This is a genomic window from Siminovitchia sediminis, assembly GCF_042680885.1.
Lineage (GTDB): Bacteria > Bacillota > Bacilli > Bacillales > Bacillaceae_C > Siminovitchia > Siminovitchia sediminis.
The window spans coordinates 62,919-87,073 of record NZ_JBHUEO010000037.1; the positions used below are offsets into that span (position 1 = coordinate 62,919).

A 24,155-nucleotide genomic window follows, 5' to 3' on the forward strand; every position below is an offset into this window, starting at 1 on the left:
ACCGCTATAAACACAATATACTGAAAAAGGAATAAAGTCAACTAATATTTTATAAAAAAGGAATAATTTTTCCTTTTTAAAAAATAAAACAGAAATTTGTTATAATAAGGAATCATATTTACAAGGAGTTTCGCTTTATGACAAACCATAAAAACTTTCTTGATTTACTTCTAAAAGCCAGGGGAACCCTGCCAAAAAAACAGGAACTACTATGCAATTTTATGATTGAAAACATTCAAGCGGTTGGTGTTTTAACGATTGCAGAATTAGCAGAAGCAGCAAATGTCGGTACTACTACAGTAATGAGGTTGGTTAAAAATCTCGGCTATGACAGTTATTCTGAAGTAAAAAAAGAACTCTTAGACAAATCCGTAGGTATACCGAAAGACGCCTGGTGGCACTTAAAAGAATCTTTTATCCAGAAAAACAACGAGGAGCACATTTTAAATGAAAACTTTCAAGAAAGTAAGCATTTATTGGATCAGACTCTAACACCAACGTTGTTGACAAACTTTAATTCCGCCATTAACCTCCTGCTAAAAGCTAATACAATTCACTTATTTGGTGTGAGATCGAATAAAGCGCTGGCATTATATTTGGGATATTTGCTGAGTGAGTTCCTGCCTAATATAAGGCAGCTAAGTTTTGATAATGAATTTATTTTTGATGCTATCCTGCGGTTTCAACAGGGGGATGTTCTCCTGGTGATTGATAACTCCCCCTCGACACATATTGGCGTTGACGCAGTGGAATTTTGTAAAGAAAATGGGCACCCGGTCATTCTGGTTACGGATCATTTGTCTTCGGAGGCATCATCGAATGCTACCATTACGCTGAATACATTTCCCAGTAAAAAGCAATACTCGGTTATGCCCACACTATTTATCATTGAATCGCTGATTATTGAGCTGGGAAGACAAACATCCGATTCCTCGGTCGCACACTTACAGAAATTGAGCAGCATACTGGAACAAAAGAATATAACTAAGCCATTCACTTTCTAGGAGGATTTGAAGAAGGGTTTGACCCTTAAGAAGGGTTTTATAGAATCTGAGGAAATAATAGGGTGACTGGAATAACGAAGTTTCCCTTGGCAGCAGTGCCGGCAAACAACACATCATCCATGTTTATTGCTCTTAACCGTTTGGGTACATGCTTGCCAATGGGATTCATGGCAGGCATCAATAGTATGGGTGAGCATTTCTGCAGACACTTCTTCCCCAGGCTTCCCGCCTGGTCACGAAGTGTCCTTCTTTTTTCTATTTTGATTGATTTGATTTACAATAAAGAGCCCGATGGTAAGAGAGGCTGCCTCGATGATGATCAGCCACCATTTATGCAGATAGCCGTTATAGGCCGATACGATAATCAGAGCAACTACTAAGAGAAAGGAAACCAATCGGCTGTATGTGACCCGAGAAAAAAAGATCATCATGAGGGCCGGCAAAAAAATAGCGGATATTACTTTATCGATCATTGCAAACCCTCCGTATAAGTATTGACATTTTATTTATAAGTCTTCCTGAAATAGAAGGAAAGTGCAAGCCTCTTCTTCTACATTATTTTCTTTGATCACTGACAATACTCTAATGATTCTTGCCGTTTCTCTATTTTCGAAGGTGTTGTGTTTATTCTTTCAAAGCAACTTTCAGCTGGTATTCAAAACCTATATCGAAACGGTGGGTTCTGATTTATCCAATAAAACGGAATATATATGTTGGTGCAACCAGAACAAACGTCCAATATGTCTATTCATTAGGTCTTATGAAAAAATTGTAGCAAGAACTATGGCTGATGAGAAATAAAAAGGACTTTCCCCCAAAGGAAAAAGCCCTAGTTTTTACTGATTCAGTTCTACTTTCTTTCCGGTTTTCATATAGACGATCCATTCACATATGTTGGTCACATAATCTCCGATCCGCTCTAAATACTGGGCGATCAGCAGTAGATGGGTCGCTTGTTGGATGACCGAAGAATCACTGTTCATCAAATCGATCATTTCTGTAAAGATTTCTTTAAACAACGTGTCTACTTTATCATCGCGCTCGGCAACCTGATTGGCCTCTTGATGGTCCAGATGAATATAAGCATCCAGCGCGTCCCGGACCATCCCTTTTACAATGTTGGCCATTTGAGGAATATCAATGAGCGGCTTGGCATAAATTTCATCCTTCAGCCGGATAGTTGTTTTGGCAATGCTCACCGCATGGTCAGCAATCCGTTCCAAATCGGTGGAGATTTTCAAAGCTGTCGCAATTCTCCGGAGATCTCCGCCTACAGGCTGCTGCAGTGCAATAAGTGTAAAGCACTTTTGCTCAATATCCATTTCTGCATCATTGATCTCTTTGTCGCCATCTATGACCTTTCCGGCCAGTTTAATATCTTTATCAACCAGTGATTTAACTGCCTGGTGTACTGCTTCTTCCACAAGCATTCCCATTCTGAGCAATTGATGATGCAAGCTTTGCAGCTGCTCATCAAATTGGTTCCGGACTGCCATCAGACATCCCCCTTATTTACCTTTTAGCCAAACCGGCCTGTAATATAGTCTTCTGTTCTCTTATCATCCGGATGAGAGAACATATCTGGTGTATTGTTGCACTCAATCAATTCTCCGTTCAGGAAGAATGCAGTCCGATCTGAAATTCTGGCTGCCTGCTGCATATTGTGCGTGACAATGACAATACTGTATCGTTCTTTTAATTCCTGAACAAGTTCTTCCACTTTTAAGGTTGAGATCGGGTCCAGTGCGGAAGTCGGTTCATCCATTAAAATAACATCCGGCTCGATCGCAAGACATCTGGCAATACATAATCTTTGCTGCTGGCCGCCGGATAAACCATAGGCATTTTCATGGAGGCGGTCCTTTACTTCGTCCCAAAGAGCCGCTCCTTTCAGGCTTTTTTCTGCAATTTCATTCAACAATTTTTTGTCACGGATGCCGTGTATGCGCGGCCCGTACACTACATTCTCAAAAATGGACTTAGGAAACGGATTGGGTTTTTGGAACACCATGCCGACTTTTGTCCTTAGTTCTTCCACCCCATATTTCGGATCAAGAATATTCTTGTTTCTATATAACAGTTCACCGCTCATTTTAACGGATGGAACGAGTTCTACCATCCGGTTCAGCGATTTAATAAAGGTAGACTTTCCGCATCCCGACGGACCGATAATGGCTGTTACCTCATTTTCAGCAATGTCAAAGTCAATATTTTTTAATGCCTGTTTCTCACCATACCAAAGGTTAAATTGCCTGGATTGGAAAACATGGCTCTTCTTCTCTTCCTGAACATCGGCAACGGCAGTTTGTTCTTCTCTTTCAATGGTTGCGATCACAGTCAACCCTCCATATATTTAGTATCGTTTTGAAAATTTATTTCGAATAATAATCGCAATAGAATTCATAATCAGAAGCATGACCAGCAGGACGATAATCCCGGCAGCTGCTACATCATGGAATTCGACTTGCGGACGGCTGGTCCAGTTATATATTTGAATCGGCATAACCGTAAATCCTGACCAAATATTTTCAGGTACAAAAGCGACAAACGTCAGTGCCCCTATCATGATCAGAGGAGCCGTCTCTCCAACAGCCCGCGATAAAGCCAGTATCCCTCCGGTCAAAATACCGGGAAGAGCGGCAGGCAAAATGACTCGGCGAATGGTCTGCCATTTTGTTGCTCCCATTCCATAGGAAGCTTCCTGCAATTCCTTGGGTACTGAACGAATCGCTTCCTGTGCAGCGACTACAATGATCGGAAGGATCAGGAGGCTCATTGTTAATCCTCCGGCAAGAACACTTCTCCCCATTTCCATCAACCGTACAAAAACAGTTAATCCCAAAAGCCCAAAAACAATGGATGGTACGCCTGCCAAATTGGATATGTTCATTTGGATAAAGCGTGTAAATGCATTTTTCTTTGCATATAATTCAAGGTAAATGGCGCATCCTACCCCTAAAACAAGAGATACCGGACCCGTTATGGCCATCATCCAGATCGTTCCGTAAATAGCGGCATTAATGCCTGCTTCTTCCGGTTTTCGCGAAGCATAGTTTGTAAAGAAGTCCATACTCAAATAACCGAGCCCCTGTGATAGTATCCGGTAGATCAATACGGCCAGGACAATCAATCCAATCGAAGTGGCGAGCATAAAGATCCATTTGGATAACTTATTTTTGAAAAGGCGAGAGGCGGTTCTTTTTATCACTTTTTCTTCATTGATCAGTTCCATTTAGTATTCCTCCCTGAAGCGTTTGGAAATCCATTGGGCAATCAGGTTCATCACTAATGTAAAGATGAACAGTGCCATACCGACTGCGTAAATACTGTAATAAATGGTGGAGCCATATGACGCATCCCCCAAGCTTACCTGTACAATATAAGCAGTCATCGTCTGAATCGTTTCTGTCGGATCAAACGTCAGGTTTGGCATAGAGCCACCTGCAATGGTAACGATCATCGTTTCACCAATAGCACGGGAGATTCCAAGTACACACGCTGCGACAATCCCTGATAAGGCAGCCGGCAGCACCACTTTCAATGATACTTCCAATTTTGTGGAGCCAAGAGCCAATGCCCCTTCTCTCATGGATCTCGGTACGGCACTCATGGCATCTTCCGAAAGAGAAGCAATCATCGGAATGATCATAATGCCTACGACAATGCCCGGGCTTAAGGCATTAAAGAAGTTCAAATCAGGCACAATTTTTTGTAAAACCGGAGTTACAAACGTCAAGGCGAAAAATCCATATACGATCGTTGGAATTCCGGCAAGAACTTCCAGGATCGGCTTAAGGATTCTTCTTGTTTTGTCGCTGGCATACTCACTTAAAAATATAGCTGTTGCCAGTCCAATCGGTACTGCCACAACCATCGCTATAACGGCAACAAGCAGGGTGCCGGAAATCAATGGGGCAATCCCGTATTGAGGATCTGCTTCAAAGAAAGGAAACCACTCTTTCCCAGTAAAGAAATCTATCAGATGAACACGTTCAAAAAACGTAATTGTTTCCACAAGTAATGTAATAACAATTCCAATCGTAGTTAATACTGAAATAACGGCCATAACCAATAGGAATAATGGTACAGATTTTTCAACTAATCCTTGCTTATACTTTGACTTTCTTTTGTTTTCTTCTATCAGTGCAGCTACAGATTTTTTTTCCGATTTCATTTCCATCAGGAAAACTCCTCACTCATTTCATGTAAAAGGAGAGGGACAGGCCCTCTCTCTTTTTATGGCTTCATTACTTAGCAACTTCTTCTAATTTATTTAATGCTTCCTCATATTCTGCCTCTTGCAAGCTGATGTATCCAACTTCTTCAGCCAATGTTCCTGCATTTTCCAACGCAAATTTCACATATTCATACACTTCAGGTTTGTCCGTTAAAGCATCATTGCGTACGTAGAAGTACAGCGGACGGGAAAGCGGCTCATAGTCGCCGTTCATAATCGTGTCATTGTCAGGAGTAACAGCCTCGCCTTTGCTGTTGACAATTGGAACGATTTTCAGATTGTCTTTATTTTCAGCGTAGTAGGAGTATCCGAAAAATGCAATTCCGCCTTTATCTCCCATTACGCCTTGAACAAGTACGTTGTCATCTTCAGAAAGAGTAGCGTCTTTTCTCATTTGCTCTTCTTCAAGGATCACTTCATTCCAGTAATCGTACGTACCGGAATCCGTACCAGGGCTGAAGAATGTAATCGGTTCTTCCGGCCATCCGTCACGGACATCTGCCCATGTTTCAACATTTCCGCTTTCCAGCCACATTTTTTTCAATTCGTCAACTGTCAGTTGGTCAACAAAATCATTATCTTTATTGACTACAACGGATAAACCGTCATACGCAATTTCAAATTCTGTATATTCAACGCCTTCTTCTTCCAGGAGTTGTATTTCTTCTTCTTTGATAGGTCGGGAAGCATTACTGATATCCGTTTCACCAGCGATAAACTTTTTAAATCCGCCGCCCGTACCTGAAACACCTACAGGTGCTTTTACATCAGGATACTCCATGGCAAACTCTTCAGATACAGCCTCCATGATGGGGAACACAGTCGATGAGCCATCGATCCCAACAGAACCTGTCAACTTATCTGTAGCAGTTTCCTCTGTATTGGATGAACTATTTTCATTTCCTGTTGCATTGTTGTTCGTGCTGCCGTCACCATTTCCACATCCGGCAAATAATAGAGCTGAAGATAAGGTGACTGTGGCAAAAGCGGTTTTGAATTTCATACGTTGATATCCCCCTAAATTGTTGTAATCAGTTCAAGGAATATATTACTCTCTCTTTATCAACTTTCTATAAATGCAATGTAAAGATTATGTAAAGATGAAAAAAGCCGCCCATGGCGGCTTTTTACGAAAAGGATTCCATAAATTTAATAATGGCAGGACCGAGCAATACGATAAATAAAGTTGGAAAGATAAATAGAACAAGAGGAAAGAGCATTTTAATCGGTGCTTTCATTGCTTTTTCTTCTGCCCTTTGACGACGGTGTTCACGCATATCCCCGGACTGCACCCGTAAAACAGAGACCATGCCGATTCCCAGTTTTTCAGCCTGGATGATGCTGTGAATAAAGCTCTGCATTTCTTCTAAAGACAGACGCTGATTCATGCCTTTAAGTGCTTCTCTGCGAACTTTCCCGAGCCTCATTTCTTCCAGACATATGCCAAACTCTTGCGTCAAAATACTTTTCTTGCGGGATACAACCTTACCGAGCGCGCCGTCAAATCCAAGGCCTGCTTCCAAACTAATGGTCAGCAAATCTAACGTATCAGGAAGTGCTTTCAAGGCAGATTGATTTCTTTGATCGGTCTTTACTTTTAATAAATAAGAGGGAAGTATGTGAGCCGCTGCAAAAGCGATCATGGCAGCTATGATGATATACATCGCCGAAACTCCTGCCAAAATGGCAACAAATATAACCAGTGCAGGCAGCAGGATCTTCAAAAGCATTTGCAGCAATGTAAACTCTACCGGACTGAATCCATACGGCTGTCCGGCCTGCAACAGCTTTGTTTCCAATTTGTACGTTTCCTCGTGGTTGATTTTCTTTTGAAACCTCTTTTTAAACTTCTTCCATTGCGGATCAATCACCCGTCCGTAAAAGGGCAGGTCTCCCAAGTTTTCATACGGGCCGGCTGCCGGGACGGCATAAAAGTAAGTCTCGACCCTCCTGTGGATGACTTCCCTCTTCCGGCGTCCCCATGAGAATAACAGAAGATAAAAAAGGCTTACGGTGAGAAAAAAGCTAAGATTGAGCAAAATCATCTCTACACCTCAATCCTGGTTATTTTTTTAATGGAAAGATAGCCGATGATTTCCCCAATCACAGCCATGACCAGCATCGTCCGCCCAATTGGATGTGAAAAGAGGGTGGAAATGTAGTCCGGATTCATAAAAAAGATCAAGATCCCAAGTATGATGGGCAGCAGACTAATAATGACCCCAGACATCCGCCCCTGAGCTGTCAAGGTTTTCACTTCATTGTCCAGCTTTTTTCTCTCTCTGAGGGTATCTGAAATCTTATCCAGCAAAAATGCCAAGTTACCGCCTACCTGGCGCTGAATGAGAATTGCCTCAACCATCAGCTCAAGCTCCTCGCTCTGCATCCTGGTTTTCCAATCAACCAAAGCCTCTTCCACACTTGCCCCGTATTGCATCGCTTTTAAAACGATGCCCAATTCCTCTTTCATTGGAGATAGAGATTCTTCTTCTGCCATTTTCAGTGCCTGAGGAAAACTGAATCCGGCTCGCAGGGATCCTGTCACAGCTGAGATGAAACCCGGCAGACTTTCATTGAATTTTTTAATTCGCTTTGCTTTTTTAAGCTTTAGCCAAATGCCGGGAAGCATCCAACCGATCACCGCTCCCAGCCCAAAAAAGAGGATCCTGTCCGATAAAATGTAAAGAAGACCGCCCGCTATGAACACAGAGAAAACTCTAAATGCAAGAAACTCTTCCGCTTTAATAGGAATTCCTGCGCTGTTTAGCTGTTCTTCTGTTTGATCTTTTTTGGGGCTCGGTTTCTTATTTGAAACCAGCATGCCTTTCAAGGCATAGTTCCCTTTTTTCAACACGTCTTTCAATTGAACAGACTCCGTCTTTTCTGATGAACGGCCGAATAAAGAGGATAGAGCTAAAAGCAGAAAAAAAAGAAATAGAAACATAGAAATTGCAAAAAACCACATCATTGGACCGGCTCCTCTCTTTCAATGAAAATGGATGGCGGCAGATAGATCCCCTGTTCCTCCATTTGTCCATAAAATTTTGGACGAACACCGGTCGGTACGAGACTTCCCCGAATTTTGCCGTCAGGTCCCACGCCCATTTGCCGGAAAGTAAAAATATCCTGCAAGACAATGACATCTCCTTCAAGACCCTGAACTTCTGTGATACTTGTAATTCTTCTTGTTCCATCCTTTAGTCTTGCCTGCTGGATAATCAAATCAAGTGCCCCGGCAATTTGCTCCCGAATCGCTTTAACCGGCAGTTCCATTCCCGCCATTAACACCATGGTTTCCAATCGGGCAACCATGTCACGTGGACTGTTGGAGTGACCGGTTGCCAGAGATCCGTTATGACCTGTATTCATCGCTTGAAGCATATCCAGGGCCTCTCCGCTTCTGACCTCGCCAATGACAATCCGATCCGGACGCATCCTCAGGGAGTTTCGAACGAGATCCCGGATGGTGACCTGTCCCTTCCCTTCAATATTCGGCGGGCGTGTTTCAAGTGAAATCACATGCTCCTGCCCCAGCTGTAGCTCCGCAGCATCTTCAATAGTGACAATCCGGTCTTTGTTTGAAATGAAGGAAGATAATACGTTTAATGTGGTTGTTTTTCCCGAACCCGTACCTCCACTGACAAAAATATTCAGTTTGGATTCCACACATGCTTTGATGAACTCAGCCATTTCTTCCGTCAGCGTCCCAAAGTTAATTAAATCCCGGATAGTAAAAGGATCCTTGGCAAACTTTCTGATCGTGATCGTGGGACCTGCGAGGGAAAGCGGTGGAATAATTGCGTTCACCCGGGATCCGTCAGGCAGCCGCGCATCTACCATTGGACTGCTTTCATCAATTCTCCGTCCCAGCGGTGCCACAATCTTTTCCAGGACTGCCATGACATGCTCATTGTCACGGAAGGTGATATTCGTTAATTCCAGCTTTCCGTTCCGCTCCACGTATATCTGATGGGGACCGTTCACCATAATTTCAGAAACCGTCTCGTCATGGACCAATGGATTGATTGGACCCAATCCTGTCAAATCGTTGGAGAGCTCCCGCTTCAAACTATCCAGTCCCGTTACATGGCTTAAGCTTTCATTTTCCTTTAACACATCGTTAATAATGTCATCCAAATCAGAAATGATGACTTCAATATCGTCATCTTTCCGTTCTTTTAAAATATATTTAAAGACCATGCTGCGCAGCTGCTGATAGTCATCCGTCTGGACTTTCACGGGGTGCATCCGCTCCACAGGTTCTGCAGGCATCTCAGGATGTTGAACTTCCAGTTCGACAGGAGGCTCAGCAGGAATCTTAATTTCCACGTTGCTTTCTTGTGTAACGTCTTCCTGTTCTTTCACACGAAGCCTCTCCAACAAATTCATCTACTCTCTCACCTCCATCATCGGGTTTACTTTCCAAAAGCGGGCAGCCACCGCTTTTTCAAAGGCTTCTTAACATTTACAGCTTCTATTTTGACAAGATCATGGGACATTCGTTCCACCTTCTGAGAAAATTCAAGCTTTGGATGGCTTTCCAACAAGGGGATTCCGTTATCCACTGACGGCAATGCCAGTTTTTTCTCATATGGAAGGAAATAGGCGTGATTCTTGCTGCATAACTCAGGACATTCTTTTAAGGGAATCAATGAAGAAGATGAATACTTATTAATGACCAGTTTTATTTTTTCTTTCATACCAAGTGCTTCCAGCGTCTCAATATACAATTTTGTGTTTTTTAAAACAGCCATCCCTGGAGCAGCTACTACTAGTATTTCATCAGCTTGTTCAGCGACCTGAAGGGTTGTATTATGGAGTCCGGCCGGGGTATCGATCAAGACCACCTCACTCATGGATTGCAGTCTTGAAAGAGTATCATCCAGTACTTTAGCTGTCACCAGGTCTGCAAATTCAGGCCTGGAGGGCGCTGCAAGCATCCGTATACCGGATGGATGGCGTAAACAGTATCTTGGAAGTTTGTCTGAATCTTTTCCCTCCACATAATCCTTTATCGTAAAAACTGGTTTCACATCCAAAGCCAAAGCCACATCGCCAAACTGAAAATCCGCATCCAAAATGGCTGTTTCAATCTGTCTTTTTGCAAAAGCTATAGCCAAGTTCACCGTTAAAAAGGTTGCACCTGTTCCTCCAGCCGCATGGCAGACAGCAATTGTTCGCATGCCCTCTGTTCCCTCGTTCATCACTCATCCCTCCTCTTTTTTATTCGTCTTCAAGTTTTATGATCCGGCTGCTGATCCATCCTTCAGTTCCATCAATTGTCCGGACTTGTATCCAGATTCTTTCTTCCTGGTCTGTTGCCTGTTCCCCTGTCATGTCTAATTCGGTTCCCTTATCCACGATGGAAAGGATGGGCTCCTTTAGACCCGGACCTGAACGGACTGCGGAACGGTGAGGAAGGGAAATAATGTTTGCATTGTCTGGAGAAGCTTCTGTTGCTTCTTGACTGCGTTTACTGTGCAGGACGAGCTGGAGATGGCCCTGCCTGCTTTCGTTAATGATTTTGACAGCATCTTCTTTGTTCACTTCAAGCGTGACTGCATGATACTCTCCTCTGGCTTCCGCTCCATTCGCCTCAATCATCCGCTGGCCGACGGAAAGTACTCTGACCTCTTCTTTTACTATTTCCGTATCAATTTTATTTGCTTGTCCTGTCTCTCTGCTCACAATCACATCCACTTTGTCTTCCGGCTCGATCAGGTTTGAAACGGACTCCACATATTCCGCTTGAACGGATACCGCCCGGTAACCCGGCTTGACCTTCTTGGATACAACCGTATCTTCATCTTTTACCTGTTCAATGCGGTGGCGCAAAATCATCTCACCTTGTTTAATCGAGGCGGACGTATATTTCCCAAGGATCTCCTCCTTGTTCTGGATCGCTCCCGGAAGCTCCGCGCTTTTCGGAAAGTCAGATAAGGACAGCATTTCCTCCGTTATTTTTTCATTTTTCTTCATGTCAGCAGCCGCTGTGATGACTGTGATCGTTTCTTCTTTAGGCTCGGCCGATGCTTTGCTCATAAAATGGTAAAAGAGAAAAGTCGTGATTACGCCGGAAATCAGAGCCAGCATCCAAATTTTTTTCATTTTCATTCCGTCACCTCTTCATCAGCCTGACCGCAAAGGCACCACGGTCAAGCGTATTCTCGGGATCAGCTGTACCTCTGCCGGTTTTCTTGATAAAAATTCCTTGGATTGAGGAATCATTTTTACCCATGGGATCCGTAATATAGAAATAGGCAAAGCCTGTAATTTTGACGCTTTTTAATTGATTGGTTGATTTTTCATATGGCTGGTATACGAGAACCAGCATAACTCTGGAACAATCCCTGTCTATATTTTCAATGTCCACAGCCGGACATTGACGAATTCTTAAATTGACTCCTTCACTCGTGGGACCTGCGATATTTCCGGTCTCAGTCTTTACAATGTCTCCCACAGCCAGTTCTTCATCAAAACCATATTTCAGCGTTTCACTGTAGGATTTCGCACCCGGACCCGCCAATGCGAGAACGCCAAAGTTCCCGGAAACAGAGTCGCCGGCATCTACTTTCAGCTGATATTTCTCACCGTAAACAAGTGGAACCCTATCGTCTATCCCCAATGGAACGGCCCCTTCGGCTGAAGCGATTGGAGCGATACCGGCTTTGGCAGAAGCCGCAACAGGAATAGACTTGACGCCGAACAAGGATGCAAAGAAAAGAGGCACCTCTTTTTCCAATTGGACAGACAGAGTCTTTCCATTTTCCACTATGGACTGTTGAAGGCTTTCCGTTTCTTGATGAGCCTCTAAAACCTCTTGGACAATCGATTGGACAACCGCTGCATCTGCCGGAATTTCCTGTGCTCCTGACAGCGCTGCGGCGTTTGCAGTTTTCTGCAAGTGGCTTTTTATCCTATATAAATTTCCACCGTCAATAACCAGTCCAGTCATTAGAAGCAGCCCGGCCATAGCCGCTGTCATTAAAACAGCTGCATTGCCTGTTTCTTTTTTAATTAAAGATCTTATGATCTTGAACATGCGATCACTCCACCCGTATGGTCGAACTGGATTTCACTGTATATGGAATGGCATAATCTCCAAAAACTTGTAAAATAGACTCGGGATAAGATACATGGACGGTGACATAATCGCCTGAGTCCCTGGTTGTATCCGCCGGTGAAATGGAAACAGTGAGCTCGGACGTATCTCGGGCTGTAAAATGGTTTTGCACATACGTTCGAATCGTGCTGTCATTTTCCCCCAGTCCGCCGAGCCTGACCGCTTCCTGTGTTACCAACTCCAGCTGCTGGTGAGCATAGATGACGCGCCCGAAATCGAAAATGCCTGCAAAGATCAAAAGCAGTATAGGCAGAATTAAAGCAAACTCAACGAGTGACTGCCCTCTTTCGTCTTGGATCATAGCCAACCCAAGCTTTCCACTGCCATGCATAGAATCGTCCCGGCGGCTATCGCTACTCCGTATGGATACGTTGCCGTCAGAGAACCCCTGGATATGCCTCCCGGGAGCCGGATACCGTGTCTTCTACTGGATGTATAATAAAGGATCGATTTAAGTACGCCTTTTCTGAAAAGAACAATCCCCAAGGCAATCACTGCACCGATCAAAGCGGTATACAAAAAAGATTGAAAAACAAAAGCCCCGCCTTTAAAAGCACCAATCAAAGCGAGCAGCTTCACATCTCCTGCCCCCATCCCTCCCATCAAGTAAGGGATGAGTAAAAGTCCCAGTCCAATCAAAAAGCCAATGAAAGAATGGAAGAGAGCGTTCCACCCGCCAGCGGCCAAGTGAAAAACAAATACGATGGCCAGTGATGGAAAAATCACTTTGTTATATATTTTTCTGCGGGACACGTCTGTCGCCGTGCAGATCAGCAGGATCAACAGAAGAAATACATCTATTATGGGAAATCAATCCTTTCATTCGTTTTTTGATTAGAGAAGGACTCTCCCCCTAGGAGGAGGAGAGCCTTTTAATATGATTATTACTGAGCGCCAGGTAACTTCTTCACGATACCATCGAATGTACCACTCAGGGTCGTCCCCATAGCAGTGAGAACTGTAATAACCGCCACCGCAATCAATCCGAGAATTAAGCCGTATTCCGTCATCCCTTGTCCTTCTTCTTCTATGAGCAAACCTTTGAATTTATCTAACATGTAAAATCTCTCCTTTTTGATGTTCTTCACTGCTTTTTCCATTTACAAAAACAACGGTCTGTCCTTCTACAATCGATGAGGCTTGAATCGTTCCCGCCGGCATCTCTATCACTGATCTTGCATGTTTGACGTTTCTTCCTGTTTTTCCCGGCTGGAGATGCTCTTCCAGTCCGACAATGTGATTGTTTTTATCCAGGTAGATCACATCAATGCTGAATCTCATGAAGAATGTATGAATGGACCTGCATGGTGTAAGATATATGGCAGTCCGTTCCGGCAAACTTTTTCGCCCCATCAAACCCCTAAATCTTTTCCAGAATGTATCTGCTGCCTCTACATGATCTGCCAGCACTTGATGTTCGTTCGCCATCATCAATTTCATTGGACACACCCCCTGTTTTCTTCATGGCCAAGCACCTTGATTGCTTGTACCTGTATTATGCACCGGCAGGAAAAAAATGGATATCCCACCCCATTCCTGTTTTACCGTGATGGTCCTGTCAGGAATGCATTCCTACTCTTTTTCACTTGTTCCTATTCATTCCTGCTGCAACAAAAAAACCCGCTCCATAGGAAGCAGGTTATTTTCCCCCGACTGTATTGATCAGATGAAATACCTTGGCAATGGCTCTGGCACGATCCGGGACGTCCAGTTTTCGGAAAATATGAGTCACATGGTTCTTGACGGTATGTTCACTGATAAAAAGATCATTTGCGATCTCTCTGTTATTTTTCCCGCGGACCATCAGATCCAATACTTCCTTTTCCCGGACCGAAAGCTTCACAGCTCCATTCAGCAATTCAGAAGGCCTTCCTTCATCCATCGGCTCTAAAGTCAATTCCCGTTCACTGACTTTCCGCTCCTTTATAAAATTGATTAAGGCCTGTATGGTCTCTTCCCCCGCATAAGGAGAAGCTTCCAGCTGTTCCACACTTTCCTTTCCGCGTATATAAGTGAATACCGTTGCATAGACTTTCGCATGGATTTCAGCCGCCGCCCATTCTGTTAGTGACTCACTTTCCATCAGACGATTGCCTTCCTCTATGATATCGGCAGGACCGGCCTGCTGCAGTTTCTCTCTTAAAAAAGCAGGAGAATAGGGTGATAAGCGGCAGGCAGAACAAAGTTCTTCTAACCGGCCCATCTCCATTTTTAACGCAAATTCCCTTGCCAGACTGGAAGCTTCATCCACTTCATGATAGAGTTCCTCATCAAATTGCCGAATAGCGAGAAATAGAGTTTCCTCCTGACTCATATTCGTTTCCATATCTACATCTTTATTCATTTTGATGGAGACGCTGCCAATCGTTGCCAGCGTATGCAGGAAAAGATTCCTTTTTTCGGTAGCCATTCCTGCAACCGAAAGTATACCCAGTAATTCATCCTTATGATACAGCGGATACTCCTGGGCCTGCTGGCCGGCAACTGAAACAACCGTTTTCTTTTGAATGGCATGTCTTCGATCCTCTTGCAAAAAATAGCGGTTTTTGAGGTCAGCAATATAGCTGTCTAAGACATCCTCCTCTATCCCCCTGGAGATCATCTTCAGCTTTTTTGTATCCTTTTTGATAACAACACAGGAAAAGGATCCTTTCATCAGTGTCAGACTCATATCCAGCAAGATATATAGGGTTCTCTTTAAATCTTCTGTTTTCGTCATCAAACGGCCTATTTCATTTAATGCCGAGAGCTGGCCCATAAGATTTTTGTTTTCTTCTGCCAAATCTTCCTTCTGAAGCTTTTTCTCCAATAAGCCTGCAGCCATTTTCACTCTATCCAAAGATTCGATGTCCAACTGGCCTTCCGTCCGGCTTCCTCCGAAAAAAAGCGTAACTGATCCATTCATACGCCTAATCGGAAAGCAAAAAATAGATTTTGGTACCAATTCACAGGAGCTGAAAAATAAAGAGCGTGGGTCTTCATCAGCATCTTCCCAATAGTCCGATTCCTGAGTGAGGAGCACTTTGCCAAGATACCCTTCCCCAATGGAAACAGAAGTTCCTGTTAATCCTTCGATCCCTTCTCCTGCAACATGTGTTACTATATGGGTATCTTCCCCTTGCTCTTCCACCAAACCATAAAAGTCCATTGTTGTTCCTATTAATTGACCGCTCACCAATTGATCGAGCATTTCATTGCTAGTTACTTCCAGTAATGCGCACAGATCCGTCTCATAATCCAACTTCGAAATTTTTTCACTCATTCTTTTATCCATGAACAAAGACAGCAAATCGCCGATCTTTTGCATCCGTTCCTTCCAAAGATGCTGTTCCTCCAGGGTCACAGCCGGAATGTCCCCGGCGATTTCAAGCCATTCTGCTTTCTCCCCGCTGTTCAAAAATTTTTTTAACAAAAAAGGGACTGCCTTTTGATCAACAAACAAGCCTGACCATAGCAGCCCTTTGCGCTTACCCCGAAAAACAATGGGAACAGCGAGCAACAAAAAACCCGGTAGAGCCTCAATAAAGAGCGGTTTTGCTATCATCGAGCTGCCGCGTATGTTCTCGTGAACCAATTCTATAAATTCTTTGCCTTTCCATTTCTTTAAAAACTGGGATAGGTCCTCCTGACCTGATACATGCAGCAACGAGTGTCCATGTTCGTCAGTTAAGGTAAAGGACAACCGATGCTTGGTTTTATATGCATCCAACATGTCCTTTACCAGGGTTGAATAATCATTCATACTCCCTTCAACTCGCTCTCAAGACTGATCTCCTTTGATATCTCCGGTTCTTTATATCTAAACAAACGCTTCACAGGATCATCCTGCACGCTGCCGACCGTCTGAATAATGCCCATTTCCAGTAATCTCTCTATGACCGGCAGAAGATCTTCCTGTCTCCGGCCAAGCCTTGTTTCCAATCCTATGATACTTTCAATCATATGGGGATTGGATTGAAACAGCATCGTGCACTCCATTTCCAGCAGCAAGGAACTTTCCTTTACCATCATGCTCATGCCTCCTTTTTTACAATAGTCGTATATATGGATCCTGACCGATATTTTCAATCACATAAGGGGGTGAAATCCGGCCGTCGGGCGCTTTCACCACCTGCAGGTATTGATAGGAGCCGTCCACCCATGTTTTCAATACCCCATTGGATGAGCGGGCAAGAAAGGAAGATACCCGCTCGCCGACTTCCTTAAAGTTACAAAGCACAAGGACTGTCATCCCCATTGAGCGTGCAGCAGCCATGTCTTTCACAAAAGACTGGAGCACATAATCCTTCCCTCTTTCAATGAAAATAGTATTCAGGTCGTAATAGATAAACCATTTGTGCTCTTTTCTCCCAAGCATCAGTGTTTGATAGATTTCTCTGAGACAGGCCTTATACTCTTCATTATCCAGCGACTGCACCTGAAAGACGTTCTGTTCCCATCCAGGTGGAACCTTCCGGTCATAATGCTCAATGAAGTACAGCTGTTCCTTAATTTTTTCAGTCAATGGGACCTGATGCAGCTTTAACAGGCCAATCAATTCGGCAATCGATTCAATGCTTGGCAGCAAATGAAGAACCTTGTAATCTTCCTTGATTCTCTTTGCAAGAATGGCACCAATCATATGCCGGTAATTTGCTTTGCTGTTGGTATCAAGCATATAGACAGATCCTTGTTCAAGCCCTCCTCCGAGCAGCTCATCAAGTTTCTCAATTCCTGTCTTGATCTTCCCTTCCGGATCACTGGCCTGCTTATCCAATGCCGCCCGGGCAGAAACAATCAGATGAATCCCCTGCTCTGTAATCCGATATACATGCTCCCCTTCTATGAGCCGGCTGCCCCTCATTTTCAATACTTCCAGTGTTCTTTTTCGGAACATCTCCATATGCCTGGACAGCTTCAGCTGAATGACCCCATCAAAAATATAATGTTCAAAAGGGATCGTCTCACCGGCTGTTGCCTGTTGTTCCTGTATGAGCAAAGAAGTCAGCTGAAACTTTCGCAAAATATTCCGAAGGCTGTACAGGACCATACGTTCTTTCTCCTGTCCATGAAGTTTTAATAGACTGATGCTGTCAACAACTAAACTTTTGCAGTCGATCTCACGGACAAGCTGATCAAAGAGACCGTTTGGTAACTGCATCTGCTCCAGCAGAATTTCCGGGGACAGGCAGACAACCCGCAGCTTATTTTCCTTCTCCAGCAAGGAGATATCCCAACCAAAAGCTGACATATCCTTGTAAATCTGTTCCGGAAACTCTTCGAACGTGATAAACAGGCCACCCTCTTCACATTGTGCTGCTCCATAATGCAAGAACTGCATGCCCAGCGTTGTTTTACCCGTGCCTGGCGCACCTTCTACCACTACTGTCGTCCCTTTAGGAATGCCGCCACACAATATTTCATCTAATCCATCGACCCCGGAATGTATAGATCCAGTCATGCTTTCACCTGCCCGATTCTTTGATAGGGTCTCGTTCATCTTAATTTATGAAACTATAAAAACAAATCCCCCTGTGTTCTTATTCTTCAAACAGAGAAAAGTCCGTTTATGTAAACATGAGACCTATATTCCACATACCCTTACCGATAAACCTATAATCTACCAAACACCGATTGATTCCAAAGCCTTAAGCGTTTCTTATGGTTCCGCTCAAAAAACGATATCAAGCCCCACTATTAAAAACGGGTTTCTTATCGTGCAAAAAACCCGTTTTTATATATTATTCTGCAGCCAGGGCATCGGCTTTCGTAACATGCACGGTGCCAAATGGATGATTGGGAGGCGCATAAATGGAATATAGCTTAATCGGTGTATTTCCTGTATTGATCAGGTTATGCCAGGTACCCGCCGGTACAATAATCGCATCATTCTCTGAGACATTTCTTTTAAAAGTCAAATGATTTTTCGCTTTTCCCATGCGAACAATGCCTTTGCCCTCTTCAATACGAAGGAATTGATCGGTATGAGGATGCATTTCCAAACCAATGTCCTCTTCTACCCCAATACTCATTAAAGTTACTTGAAAATGATTCCCCGTCCATTGCGCTGTACGGAATGTCTGATTCTGCTCTGCAGCCTTTTCAATATTGACAACGTACGGCCGGTTTCCAAAATCTCTGATTTCTATGTTCTCTTGCCTGGAGGCGTACTGCATCGGATAACCGTACATTCTTTGCGGGTCATGCCCATACAGCTGCATGGTTCGCACGTATGGCATTGCACCATAAGGGTTTACATATATACAGGGCATCAGGTACATGCTGTTCACTTCCTTTTCTTCGTTTCACATACATTCTATGAAGCATATGCTAAAATTCCACTAAAAGAAACAAGCAAGGGAAACCGGCAGAAACCTGCAATATCATGATATAAATTTGGATCTGGGTCTCGGACTTTGTATCCGGAATTCGCGCTTTGGATCGCGAATTCGCACTTTGGATCCGGATTTCGCGCTTTGGATCGCGAATTCGAACTTTGAAACCGGATTTCGCGCTTTGGATCGCGAATTCGCGCTTTGAAACCGGAATTCGCGCTTTGAAACCGGATTTCGCGCTTTGAAACCGGATTTCGCGCTTTGGATCGCGAGTTCGCACTTTGAATCGCGAGTTCGCACTTTGAATCCGGAATTCGCGCTTTGGATCCGGAATTCGCGCTTTGGATCGCGAGTTCGCACTTTGAATCCGGATTTCGCGCTTTGGATCACGATTTCGCACTTTGAAACCGGATTTCGCGCTTTGGATCGCGATTTCGCACTTTGGATCGCGATTTCGCGCTTTGGATCGCGAGTTCGCACTTTGGATCCGGATTTCGCACTTTGAAACCGGATTTCGCGCTTTGAAGCCGGATTTCGCGCTTTGGATCGCGATTTCGCGCTTTGAATCCGGAATTCGCGCTTTGAATCGCGAGTTCGCACTTTGAATCCGGATTTCGCACTTTGGATCGCGATTTCGCGCTTTGAAACCGGATTTCGCGCTTTGGATCGCGAGTTCGCACTTTGAATCCGGATTTCGCGCTTTGAATCGCGAGTTCGCACTTTGAAACCGGATTTCGCGCTTTGAAACCGGATTTAGCACTTTGAATCGCGAGTTCGAACTTTGAATCCGGAGTTCCTACAAAAACCAAATTTCGTACTTTAATACCGGGTTCACATTCCGCCATACGGCTTTTACACACAAAAAACCCCGCCCATTCATGAGCGGAGTCATTGCTTCTTTGGCAATATAATTGTAAATATGGTCCCTTCTCCTTCTACACTGTCAACTTCAATTTTTCCTCGGTGGGATTCAACGAGATGCTTAACGATCGCGAGACCGAGTCCGGTGCCCCCCGATTCACGGGACCTCGCCTTATCCACCCTGTAAAACCGCTCAAACAGGCGCGGCAAATCTTTTTGTGATATCCCGATACCCGTATCCTCTACGATAATTTTTACCCTGTCCTCCATATCTTTCAATCCAACCGAGATGGTTCCTCCTTCAGGAGTATAAGACACTGCGTTGGAAACGAGGTTCAAGATAATTTGCAGAATACGGTCTTTTTCTCCTTCTACCCAGACCTCGCGGTCTTCAGGTAACATAAGTTGCAAGCTTTTATCCTCTACATCCTTTTTCACTGTGTCAGCGACACGATCCACGACTTCCCTCACATTGACATTTTCTATCTCCAGCATGATTTTGTGCTGCTCAATTTTCGAGAGATGGAGGATGTCATTAATCAGACGGTGAAGCCGTTCGCTTTCTTGATGAATAATGGTTAAAAAATGGTGCAGCGCATCCTCATCATCCATGGCCCCATCCAAAAGTGTTTCTGTAAATCCTTTGACGGAGGTGATAGGCGTTTTTAATTCATGCGACACGTTGGCGATAAATTCACTTCTCATTTTTTCCAGCCGGCGGATTTCGGTAATATCATGGAGGACTGCAACAATCCCGGATAATTCTCCCGATTCTCCAACATACGGGGCCAGATGAGCATCCAATATCCATTCATCCGGATAGTACAGTTGAATTTCATCTCTAATTTCAATTTGATCATTCAGACATTGCTCAATCAAGCGGCTCAACCCCGCGTTTTTGACGACTTCCATATACTGCTTTCCTGTATAAGAGGCCGGATCTGATCCAAACATGATCCCGACCGCACGGTTTGCCAATAAAATTTCACCGTTTTTATCAACAAGCAGAACGCCGCTGGTCATGTTCCTCAATACCCCTGATAACTGCTGCTCATTCTCCTGGATTCTTTCTACCTGGCTTTTCAAGCTCGCTGCCAATACATTAATGGAGTGTGCAAGCTTGCCCAATTCCCCTTTGGGCTCCATTTTTACCCGGGCGGAATAATCTTTATCCTTCAGCTTTTCGGATACCACAATCATCGCTTCCACCGGTCTTGCAATGCCTTTGGATATTCTGATTCCGATCAAAGTTGTTAACAGCATCACAGCGAACAGTACGATTGTCAACGTATACCTTAAATGTGTAATGGCTTCGTCAATGCTTTCAAGCGAAAGCGATACGCGGACCACTCCTTCCACGTCATTGTTGATTTTAATCGGTATAGCTGCATACATCATACTGTATCCCAATGTCTCACTGTATCGTGTCGAAATGCCCGACTCTTCCCCTTCTTCAAGGATTTTTCTGACCTCGGGGCGCTGAGCGTGATTTTCCATCTCAGCGGGGTGATCTTCTGAGTCAGCGAGGACCGTCCCGTCGTCATCAATCACTGTAATTCGTGTTTCCCCTGATTCGGAAAGTTCTTCCACAATCTCTTGAAGCGGCTTTCCTTTCTGGAGCCCGTCCAATTCAAGCGACTGCAAAATAAGACGAGCCGTTTGATTTAGCTGATCCTTCTTTAATTCCAAATATGTATTTTTCATGGTATCAGCCAAGAAGAGACCGGAACCGAGCAAGGCAAAAAAGACAAGCAGCAGAAATGAAAAAGTGATTCGCACCCATAGTTTATGCATTACTTATGGCCTCTCCATTTTATAGCCGAAACCCCTAATCGTTTTAATATAAAGAGGACGCCTTGTATCTTCTTCAATTTTTTCCCGCAAATTGCTGATATGGACATCAACGATCCGGGAATCCCCGACAAAGTCGTAATTCCAGATAGCATCCAGCAGCTGCGTCCTGCTTAACACTTTTCCTTCATTGTTTGCCAAATAAAGCAGTAATTCAAATTCCTTCGGTGTAAGCTCAATTTTTTCCCCGTCCAGCAGGGCTTCATATCTTTCAGGATAAATGACCAGCCTGCCCAGTTCCAATTTCGGCTCGGCATGTTGATCTACCGGCACACTTTGTTCAGCAGATGATTTCGTACGACGTAAAATGGCCCTTACGCGGGCAACCACTTCTCTGGGGCTAAAAGGCTTCGTCAAGTAGTCATCGGCCCCCAGTTCGAGGCCGAGGACTTTATCAAATTCATCATCCCTGGCAGTCAGCATTAAAATAGGAATATCTACTTTCTCTTGACGAAGAGTTTTGCATATATCCATGCCATCCATACCAGGGAGCATTAAATCCAGTATCATCAGGTCCGGCCGGTCTTCCATCGCCATTTCCAGGCCCTTTTGTCCATCGGATGCTGTTGACACGCGAAATCCCGATTTCTCCAGGTTATATTTCAGCAATGTTGCAATGGATGGTTCATCTTCTACTACAAGTATTTTTTCCATATTATCAACCCTCCCTCATTTAGAGTGCATGCCTTTTCGCGGCTTGTCAATTAATATTGTCAGGCTGATCAACGTGACAAGAATGGTTGCGCCCATATCGGATAATATAGCAATCCATAATGTAAGGAGGCCCGGTATCGTTAACAGCAACGCAATAAGCTTCAGCCCCAGGGCTAGTGAAATATTCATTTTAATAATACGGTTGACCCGCTTGGCTATACGGATAGCTTCGGGCAACTTCCCAAGGTGATCCTGCATCAGAACAATATCGGCTGTTTCAATCGCACTATCTGTTCCTTTCCCCATTGCAATCCCCAGATCGGCTGAGGCCAGTGCGGGAGCATCATTAATCCCGTCTCCTATCATGGCAACTTTACCCTGATGACGGAGCTCTTTTACTTTTTCCACCTTTTGGTCCGGCAGCAATCGGGCATAAAAGCTCGTCAATCCAACGGCATCACCCACTTTTTTCGCTGACTTTTCGTGATCCCCTGTCAGCATGACCGCCTGTTGAATACCGGCTTTGAATAGTTGCTGAACGATCCCTTTGCTTTCCGGGCGCACCTCATCTGTAATTCCAAATAGCCCGAGTACACGGTCAGGAGCCGAAACAGCAACAAGCGTGTAGCCCGCTGTTTTCAATTGATCGATGTCTTTTTCTATTTGTCTTGTCACCAGTTCAGGAGGAATACTTGACTCGTTTCCAATACGGTACACAGTTCCGGCAATAGCGGCTTCGACTCCCTGACCCGGTGTTGTCTTGATCTCATTCGGCTCTGTCAATGCCGCTTCATGTTTTTCGACTTCCTTCATGACGGCTTTTGCCAATGGATGAGAGGAAGATCTTTCAACTGAACCAGCCACGGTTAAAAACAATTCCTGCTCGTAAGAGATCAGCTTTTCTACATAAGGCTCACCTTTCGTCAACGTCCCCGTTTTATCAAACGCGATGGTTTCAATATGCCCCAGCTGCTCCAAAAAAACACCGCCCTTGACCAGGATGCCGTTCCTTGCATTGCGTGTAATTCCGGAAATGATCGCAATGGGGGAAGAAATAATCAGAGCACACGGACAGCCCACAATCAACACGGCCAGACCCTGGTAAAACCAGCTGCCCCAATCTCCGCCAAACAATGGCGGCACCAGCATGACGACAGCAGCAATAATCATGATCAATGGAGTATAATATTTCGCAAACCTATTGATAAATTGCTCTGTCGGCGTTTTCGTTTCCTGTGCTTCTTCCACGAGGTGAAGGATTTTTGCAAGTGAAGAATCTTCGTAAGGCTTCGTAATTCGGACTTTTAAAACTCCTTCATTATTAATACTTCCTCCAAACACCTTATCGCCGGAGGATTTGTCGACAGGCATCGATTCCCCAGTAATAGCGGCTTCATTAACTGAACTTCTGCCATCTGCAATCATGCCGTCGGACGGAATTTTTTCTCCCGATTTTACAAGCACGATGTCGTCTGGTTTTAATTGTGATACTGGAACCACTTTTTCCTTCCCCTCAGACAGCACAACCGCTTCCTTCGGTGCTGCATCCAGCAAGGTTTCCATCGATTTACGGGCTTTTTCCATTCCCAGCCCTTCCAGGTATTCGTTTATGCCAAACAATATGGCAACGAGGGTTCCTTCTTTCCACTCCCCAATTCCAAAAGCTCCAATTAAAGCAATTGTCATCAATGTATCAATATTGAATTTCAGAACCATTAAATTTTTTAAGCCTTTTATGAAAGTGGAGTATCCGCTCAGCGCTGCGGCAATGACATATAAGAGGACAGCCGTCCAGCCGGGTACTCTTCCTTCCAAAACCATGGCAGCAATATATAATAAAGCAGATACTCCAATGAAGTAAAGCAGTTTCCTTCCCTCAGCATGGTGATGATGATCGTGCGCATGGACCTCATCCTTGACGATAGAGGCGCCATCATCGGCCAAAATTTTTTCCACTTGATGTAAAGCGATATCGTCTGACACTATCAGCTTGCTTGAATTAAATAGAATCTTGGCATCCTCTCCGTGATTCAGTTTTTGTATTTCTTCTTCCATCTCTCTTGCGCAATTGGCACAAGAAAGACCCTTCAGCCGATATTCCGCCATGTTTT

At 44.2% G+C, this 24,155-nt stretch carries 25 protein-coding genes and 1 pseudogene; 1 reads left to right on the top strand and 25 read right to left on the bottom strand.

Going from position 1 to position 24,155, the window contains the following annotated elements; translation table 11 throughout:
* Nucleotides 1-137: 137 nt before the first annotated feature.
* Nucleotides 138-1,004: a MurR/RpiR family transcriptional regulator gene (locus ACFSCZ_RS12835; protein WP_380774342.1), complete on the top strand. Its 867-nt coding sequence runs from the start codon at nt 138-140 to the stop codon at nt 1,002-1,004.
* A 233-nt stretch (nt 1,005-1,237) separates the two neighbouring features.
* Here the strand turns inward: ACFSCZ_RS12835 and ACFSCZ_RS12840 are convergent, their stop codons facing one another.
* The 25 genes and pseudogenes from ACFSCZ_RS12840 to ACFSCZ_RS12960 all read right to left on the bottom strand — a co-directional run bounded on the left by ACFSCZ_RS12840 (nt 1,238) and on the right by ACFSCZ_RS12960 (nt 24,150).
* The gene (locus ACFSCZ_RS12840) at nt 1,238-1,477 is read right to left on the bottom strand and encodes a CsbA family protein (RefSeq protein WP_380774344.1); all 240 of its coding nucleotides are present in this window, start codon (nt 1,475-1,477) and stop codon (nt 1,238-1,240) included.
* Nucleotides 1,478-1,840: 363 nt separating this feature from the next.
* Nucleotides 1,841-2,500, bottom strand: a complete 660-nt coding sequence (phoU, locus tag ACFSCZ_RS12845; RefSeq protein ID WP_380774346.1) for a phosphate signaling complex protein PhoU — start codon at nt 2,498-2,500, stop codon at nt 1,841-1,843.
* 23 nt (nt 2,501-2,523) lie between these two features.
* Nucleotides 2,524-3,339, bottom strand: coding sequence for a phosphate ABC transporter ATP-binding protein PstB (gene pstB, locus ACFSCZ_RS12850; RefSeq protein ID WP_380774348.1), 816 nt, complete (start codon nt 3,337-3,339; stop codon nt 2,524-2,526).
* Between the two features lie 18 nt (nt 3,340-3,357).
* A complete protein-coding gene (pstA, locus tag ACFSCZ_RS12855; RefSeq protein ID WP_380774350.1) occupies nt 3,358-4,236 on the bottom strand; it encodes a phosphate ABC transporter permease PstA in 879 nt (292 codons plus the stop codon).
* The gene (pstC, locus tag ACFSCZ_RS12860) at nt 4,237-5,184 is read right to left on the bottom strand and encodes a phosphate ABC transporter permease subunit PstC (RefSeq protein ID WP_380774352.1); all 948 of its coding nucleotides are present in this window, start codon (nt 5,182-5,184) and stop codon (nt 4,237-4,239) included. It lies immediately after the preceding gene.
* A 67-nt stretch (nt 5,185-5,251) separates the two neighbouring features.
* Nucleotides 5,252-6,244 carry a PstS family phosphate ABC transporter substrate-binding protein gene (locus ACFSCZ_RS12865; protein WP_380774354.1) on the bottom strand — a complete coding sequence of 331 codons (993 nt, stop codon included), beginning with the start codon at nt 6,242-6,244 and terminating at the stop codon, nt 5,252-5,254.
* Nucleotides 6,245-6,368: 124 nt separating this feature from the next.
* Nucleotides 6,369-7,286, bottom strand: a complete 918-nt coding sequence (locus ACFSCZ_RS12870; protein WP_380774356.1) for a type II secretion system F family protein — start codon at nt 7,284-7,286, stop codon at nt 6,369-6,371.
* A gap of 2 nt (nt 7,287-7,288) precedes the next feature.
* Nucleotides 7,289-8,209 (bottom strand): type II secretion system F family protein, encoded by a 921-nt coding sequence (locus ACFSCZ_RS12875; protein WP_380774358.1) that lies wholly within the window; start codon nt 8,207-8,209, stop codon nt 7,289-7,291.
* On the bottom strand, nt 8,206-9,630 hold the full coding sequence (locus ACFSCZ_RS12880; RefSeq protein ID WP_380774360.1) for a CpaF family protein: 1,425 nt from the start codon (nt 9,628-9,630) through the stop codon (nt 8,206-8,208). The genes ACFSCZ_RS12875 and ACFSCZ_RS12880 overlap by 4 nt, the downstream gene beginning before the upstream one ends.
* A 26-nt stretch (nt 9,631-9,656) precedes the next feature.
* Entirely contained in the window at nt 9,657-10,445 is a 789-nt protein-coding gene (locus tag ACFSCZ_RS12885; RefSeq protein WP_380774362.1) for a CpaE/TadZ family protein, read from the bottom strand.
* 19 nt (nt 10,446-10,464) lie between these two features.
* The gene (gene cpaB / locus ACFSCZ_RS12890; RefSeq protein WP_380774364.1) at nt 10,465-11,355 is read right to left on the bottom strand and encodes a Flp pilus assembly protein CpaB; all 891 of its coding nucleotides are present in this window, start codon (nt 11,353-11,355) and stop codon (nt 10,465-10,467) included.
* Between the two features lie 4 nt (nt 11,356-11,359).
* A complete protein-coding gene (locus ACFSCZ_RS12895) occupies nt 11,360-12,283 on the bottom strand; it encodes a pilus assembly protein TadG-related protein (protein ID WP_380774366.1) in 924 nt (307 codons plus the stop codon).
* A 4-nt stretch (nt 12,284-12,287) separates the two neighbouring features.
* Nucleotides 12,288-12,665 carry a TadE/TadG family type IV pilus assembly protein gene (locus tag ACFSCZ_RS12900; protein ID WP_380774438.1) on the bottom strand — a complete coding sequence of 126 codons (378 nt, stop codon included), beginning with the start codon at nt 12,663-12,665 and terminating at the stop codon, nt 12,288-12,290.
* Nucleotides 12,662-13,117, bottom strand: a complete 456-nt coding sequence (locus ACFSCZ_RS12905; protein ID WP_380774368.1) for an A24 family peptidase — start codon at nt 13,115-13,117, stop codon at nt 12,662-12,664. Before ACFSCZ_RS12905 ends, ACFSCZ_RS12900 begins: the two co-directional genes overlap by 4 nt.
* 131 nt (nt 13,118-13,248) lie before the next feature.
* A complete protein-coding gene (locus ACFSCZ_RS12910) occupies nt 13,249-13,422 on the bottom strand; it encodes a Flp family type IVb pilin (protein WP_380774370.1) in 174 nt (57 codons plus the stop codon).
* Nucleotides 13,412-13,804, bottom strand: coding sequence for a DUF192 domain-containing protein (locus ACFSCZ_RS12915; protein WP_380774372.1), 393 nt, complete (start codon nt 13,802-13,804; stop codon nt 13,412-13,414). The genes ACFSCZ_RS12910 and ACFSCZ_RS12915 overlap by 11 nt, the downstream gene beginning before the upstream one ends.
* A 199-nt stretch (nt 13,805-14,003) precedes the next feature.
* Nucleotides 14,004-14,207: pseudogene (locus ACFSCZ_RS12920) on the bottom strand (response regulator transcription factor); the annotation flags it as partial.
* A gap of 1,895 nt (nt 14,208-16,102) precedes the next feature.
* Complete coding sequence (locus tag ACFSCZ_RS12925; protein WP_380774374.1) at nt 16,103-16,375, bottom strand: hypothetical protein; 273 nt, start codon at nt 16,373-16,375, stop codon at nt 16,103-16,105.
* Nucleotides 16,376-16,391: 16 nt separating this feature from the next.
* On the bottom strand, nt 16,392-17,804 hold the full coding sequence (locus tag ACFSCZ_RS12930) for an RAD55 family ATPase (RefSeq protein WP_380774376.1): 1,413 nt from the start codon (nt 17,802-17,804) through the stop codon (nt 16,392-16,394).
* A 280-nt stretch (nt 17,805-18,084) separates the two neighbouring features.
* Nucleotides 18,085-18,534, bottom strand: a complete 450-nt coding sequence (locus ACFSCZ_RS12935) for a cupin domain-containing protein (RefSeq protein WP_380774441.1) — start codon at nt 18,532-18,534, stop codon at nt 18,085-18,087.
* Between the two features lie 139 nt (nt 18,535-18,673).
* Complete coding sequence (locus ACFSCZ_RS12940; RefSeq protein ID WP_380774378.1) at nt 18,674-19,078, bottom strand: hypothetical protein; 405 nt, start codon at nt 19,076-19,078, stop codon at nt 18,674-18,676.
* Nucleotides 19,065-19,538 carry a hypothetical protein gene (locus ACFSCZ_RS12945; protein WP_380774379.1) on the bottom strand — a complete coding sequence of 158 codons (474 nt, stop codon included), beginning with the start codon at nt 19,536-19,538 and terminating at the stop codon, nt 19,065-19,067. Before ACFSCZ_RS12945 ends, ACFSCZ_RS12940 begins: the two co-directional genes overlap by 14 nt.
* A gap of 28 nt (nt 19,539-19,566) precedes the next feature.
* Nucleotides 19,567-21,333: a two-component system histidine kinase PnpS gene (pnpS, locus tag ACFSCZ_RS12950; RefSeq protein WP_380774380.1), complete on the bottom strand. Its 1,767-nt coding sequence runs from the start codon at nt 21,331-21,333 to the stop codon at nt 19,567-19,569.
* Nucleotides 21,334-21,336: 3 nt separating this feature from the next.
* Complete coding sequence (locus ACFSCZ_RS12955; RefSeq protein WP_380774381.1) at nt 21,337-22,044, bottom strand: response regulator transcription factor; 708 nt, start codon at nt 22,042-22,044, stop codon at nt 21,337-21,339.
* Nucleotides 22,045-22,059: 15 nt separating this feature from the next.
* Entirely contained in the window at nt 22,060-24,150 is a 2,091-nt protein-coding gene (locus tag ACFSCZ_RS12960) for a heavy metal translocating P-type ATPase (protein WP_380774383.1), read from the bottom strand.
* Nucleotides 24,151-24,155 lie beyond the last annotated feature (5 nt).

Coding starts and splice junctions, on each gene's coding strand:
- ACFSCZ_RS12900 (WP_380774438.1), bottom strand. CDS start 12,665: ATGATCCAAGACGAAAGAGGGCAGTCACTCGTTGAGTTTGCTTTAATT.
- ACFSCZ_RS12875 (WP_380774358.1), bottom strand. CDS start 8,209: ATGATGTGGTTTTTTGCAATTTCTATGTTTCTATTTCTTTTTTTTCTG.
- pnpS (WP_380774380.1), bottom strand. CDS start 21,333: ATGCATAAACTATGGGTGCGAATCACTTTTTCATTTCTGCTGCTTGTC.
- ACFSCZ_RS12835 (WP_380774342.1), top strand. CDS start 138: ATGACAAACCATAAAAACTTTCTTGATTTACTTCTAAAAGCCAGGGGA.
- ACFSCZ_RS12915 (WP_380774372.1), bottom strand. CDS start 13,804: ATGAAATTGATGATGGCGAACGAACATCAAGTGCTGGCAGATCATGTA.
- ACFSCZ_RS12930 (WP_380774376.1), bottom strand. CDS start 17,804: ATGACTGGATCTATACATTCCGGGGTCGATGGATTAGATGAAATATTG.
- ACFSCZ_RS12925 (WP_380774374.1), bottom strand. CDS start 16,375: ATGATGGTAAAGGAAAGTTCCTTGCTGCTGGAAATGGAGTGCACGATG.
- ACFSCZ_RS12885 (WP_380774362.1), bottom strand. CDS start 10,445: ATGAACGAGGGAACAGAGGGCATGCGAACAATTGCTGTCTGCCATGCG.
- ACFSCZ_RS12895 (WP_380774366.1), bottom strand. CDS start 12,283: ATGTTCAAGATCATAAGATCTTTAATTAAAAAAGAAACAGGCAATGCA.
- ACFSCZ_RS12865 (WP_380774354.1), bottom strand. CDS start 6,244: ATGAAATTCAAAACCGCTTTTGCCACAGTCACCTTATCTTCAGCTCTA.
- pstC (WP_380774352.1), bottom strand. CDS start 5,184: ATGGAAATGAAATCGGAAAAAAAATCTGTAGCTGCACTGATAGAAGAA.
- ACFSCZ_RS12870 (WP_380774356.1), bottom strand. CDS start 7,286: ATGATTTTGCTCAATCTTAGCTTTTTTCTCACCGTAAGCCTTTTTTAT.
- pstA (WP_380774350.1), bottom strand. CDS start 4,236: ATGGAACTGATCAATGAAGAAAAAGTGATAAAAAGAACCGCCTCTCGC.
- ACFSCZ_RS12880 (WP_380774360.1), bottom strand. CDS start 9,630: ATGAATTTGTTGGAGAGGCTTCGTGTGAAAGAACAGGAAGACGTTACA.
- phoU (WP_380774346.1), bottom strand. CDS start 2,500: ATGGCAGTCCGGAACCAATTTGATGAGCAGCTGCAAAGCTTGCATCAT.
- ACFSCZ_RS12955 (WP_380774381.1), bottom strand. CDS start 22,044: ATGGAAAAAATACTTGTAGTAGAAGATGAACCATCCATTGCAACATTG.
- ACFSCZ_RS12840 (WP_380774344.1), bottom strand. CDS start 1,477: ATGATCGATAAAGTAATATCCGCTATTTTTTTGCCGGCCCTCATGATG.
- cpaB (WP_380774364.1), bottom strand. CDS start 11,355: ATGAAAATGAAAAAAATTTGGATGCTGGCTCTGATTTCCGGCGTAATC.
- ACFSCZ_RS12935 (WP_380774441.1), bottom strand. CDS start 18,534: ATGTACGGTTATCCGATGCAGTACGCCTCCAGGCAAGAGAACATAGAA.
- ACFSCZ_RS12910 (WP_380774370.1), bottom strand. CDS start 13,422: ATGTTAGATAAATTCAAAGGTTTGCTCATAGAAGAAGAAGGACAAGGG.
- ACFSCZ_RS12960 (WP_380774383.1), bottom strand. CDS start 24,150: ATGGCGGAATATCGGCTGAAGGGTCTTTCTTGTGCCAATTGCGCAAGA.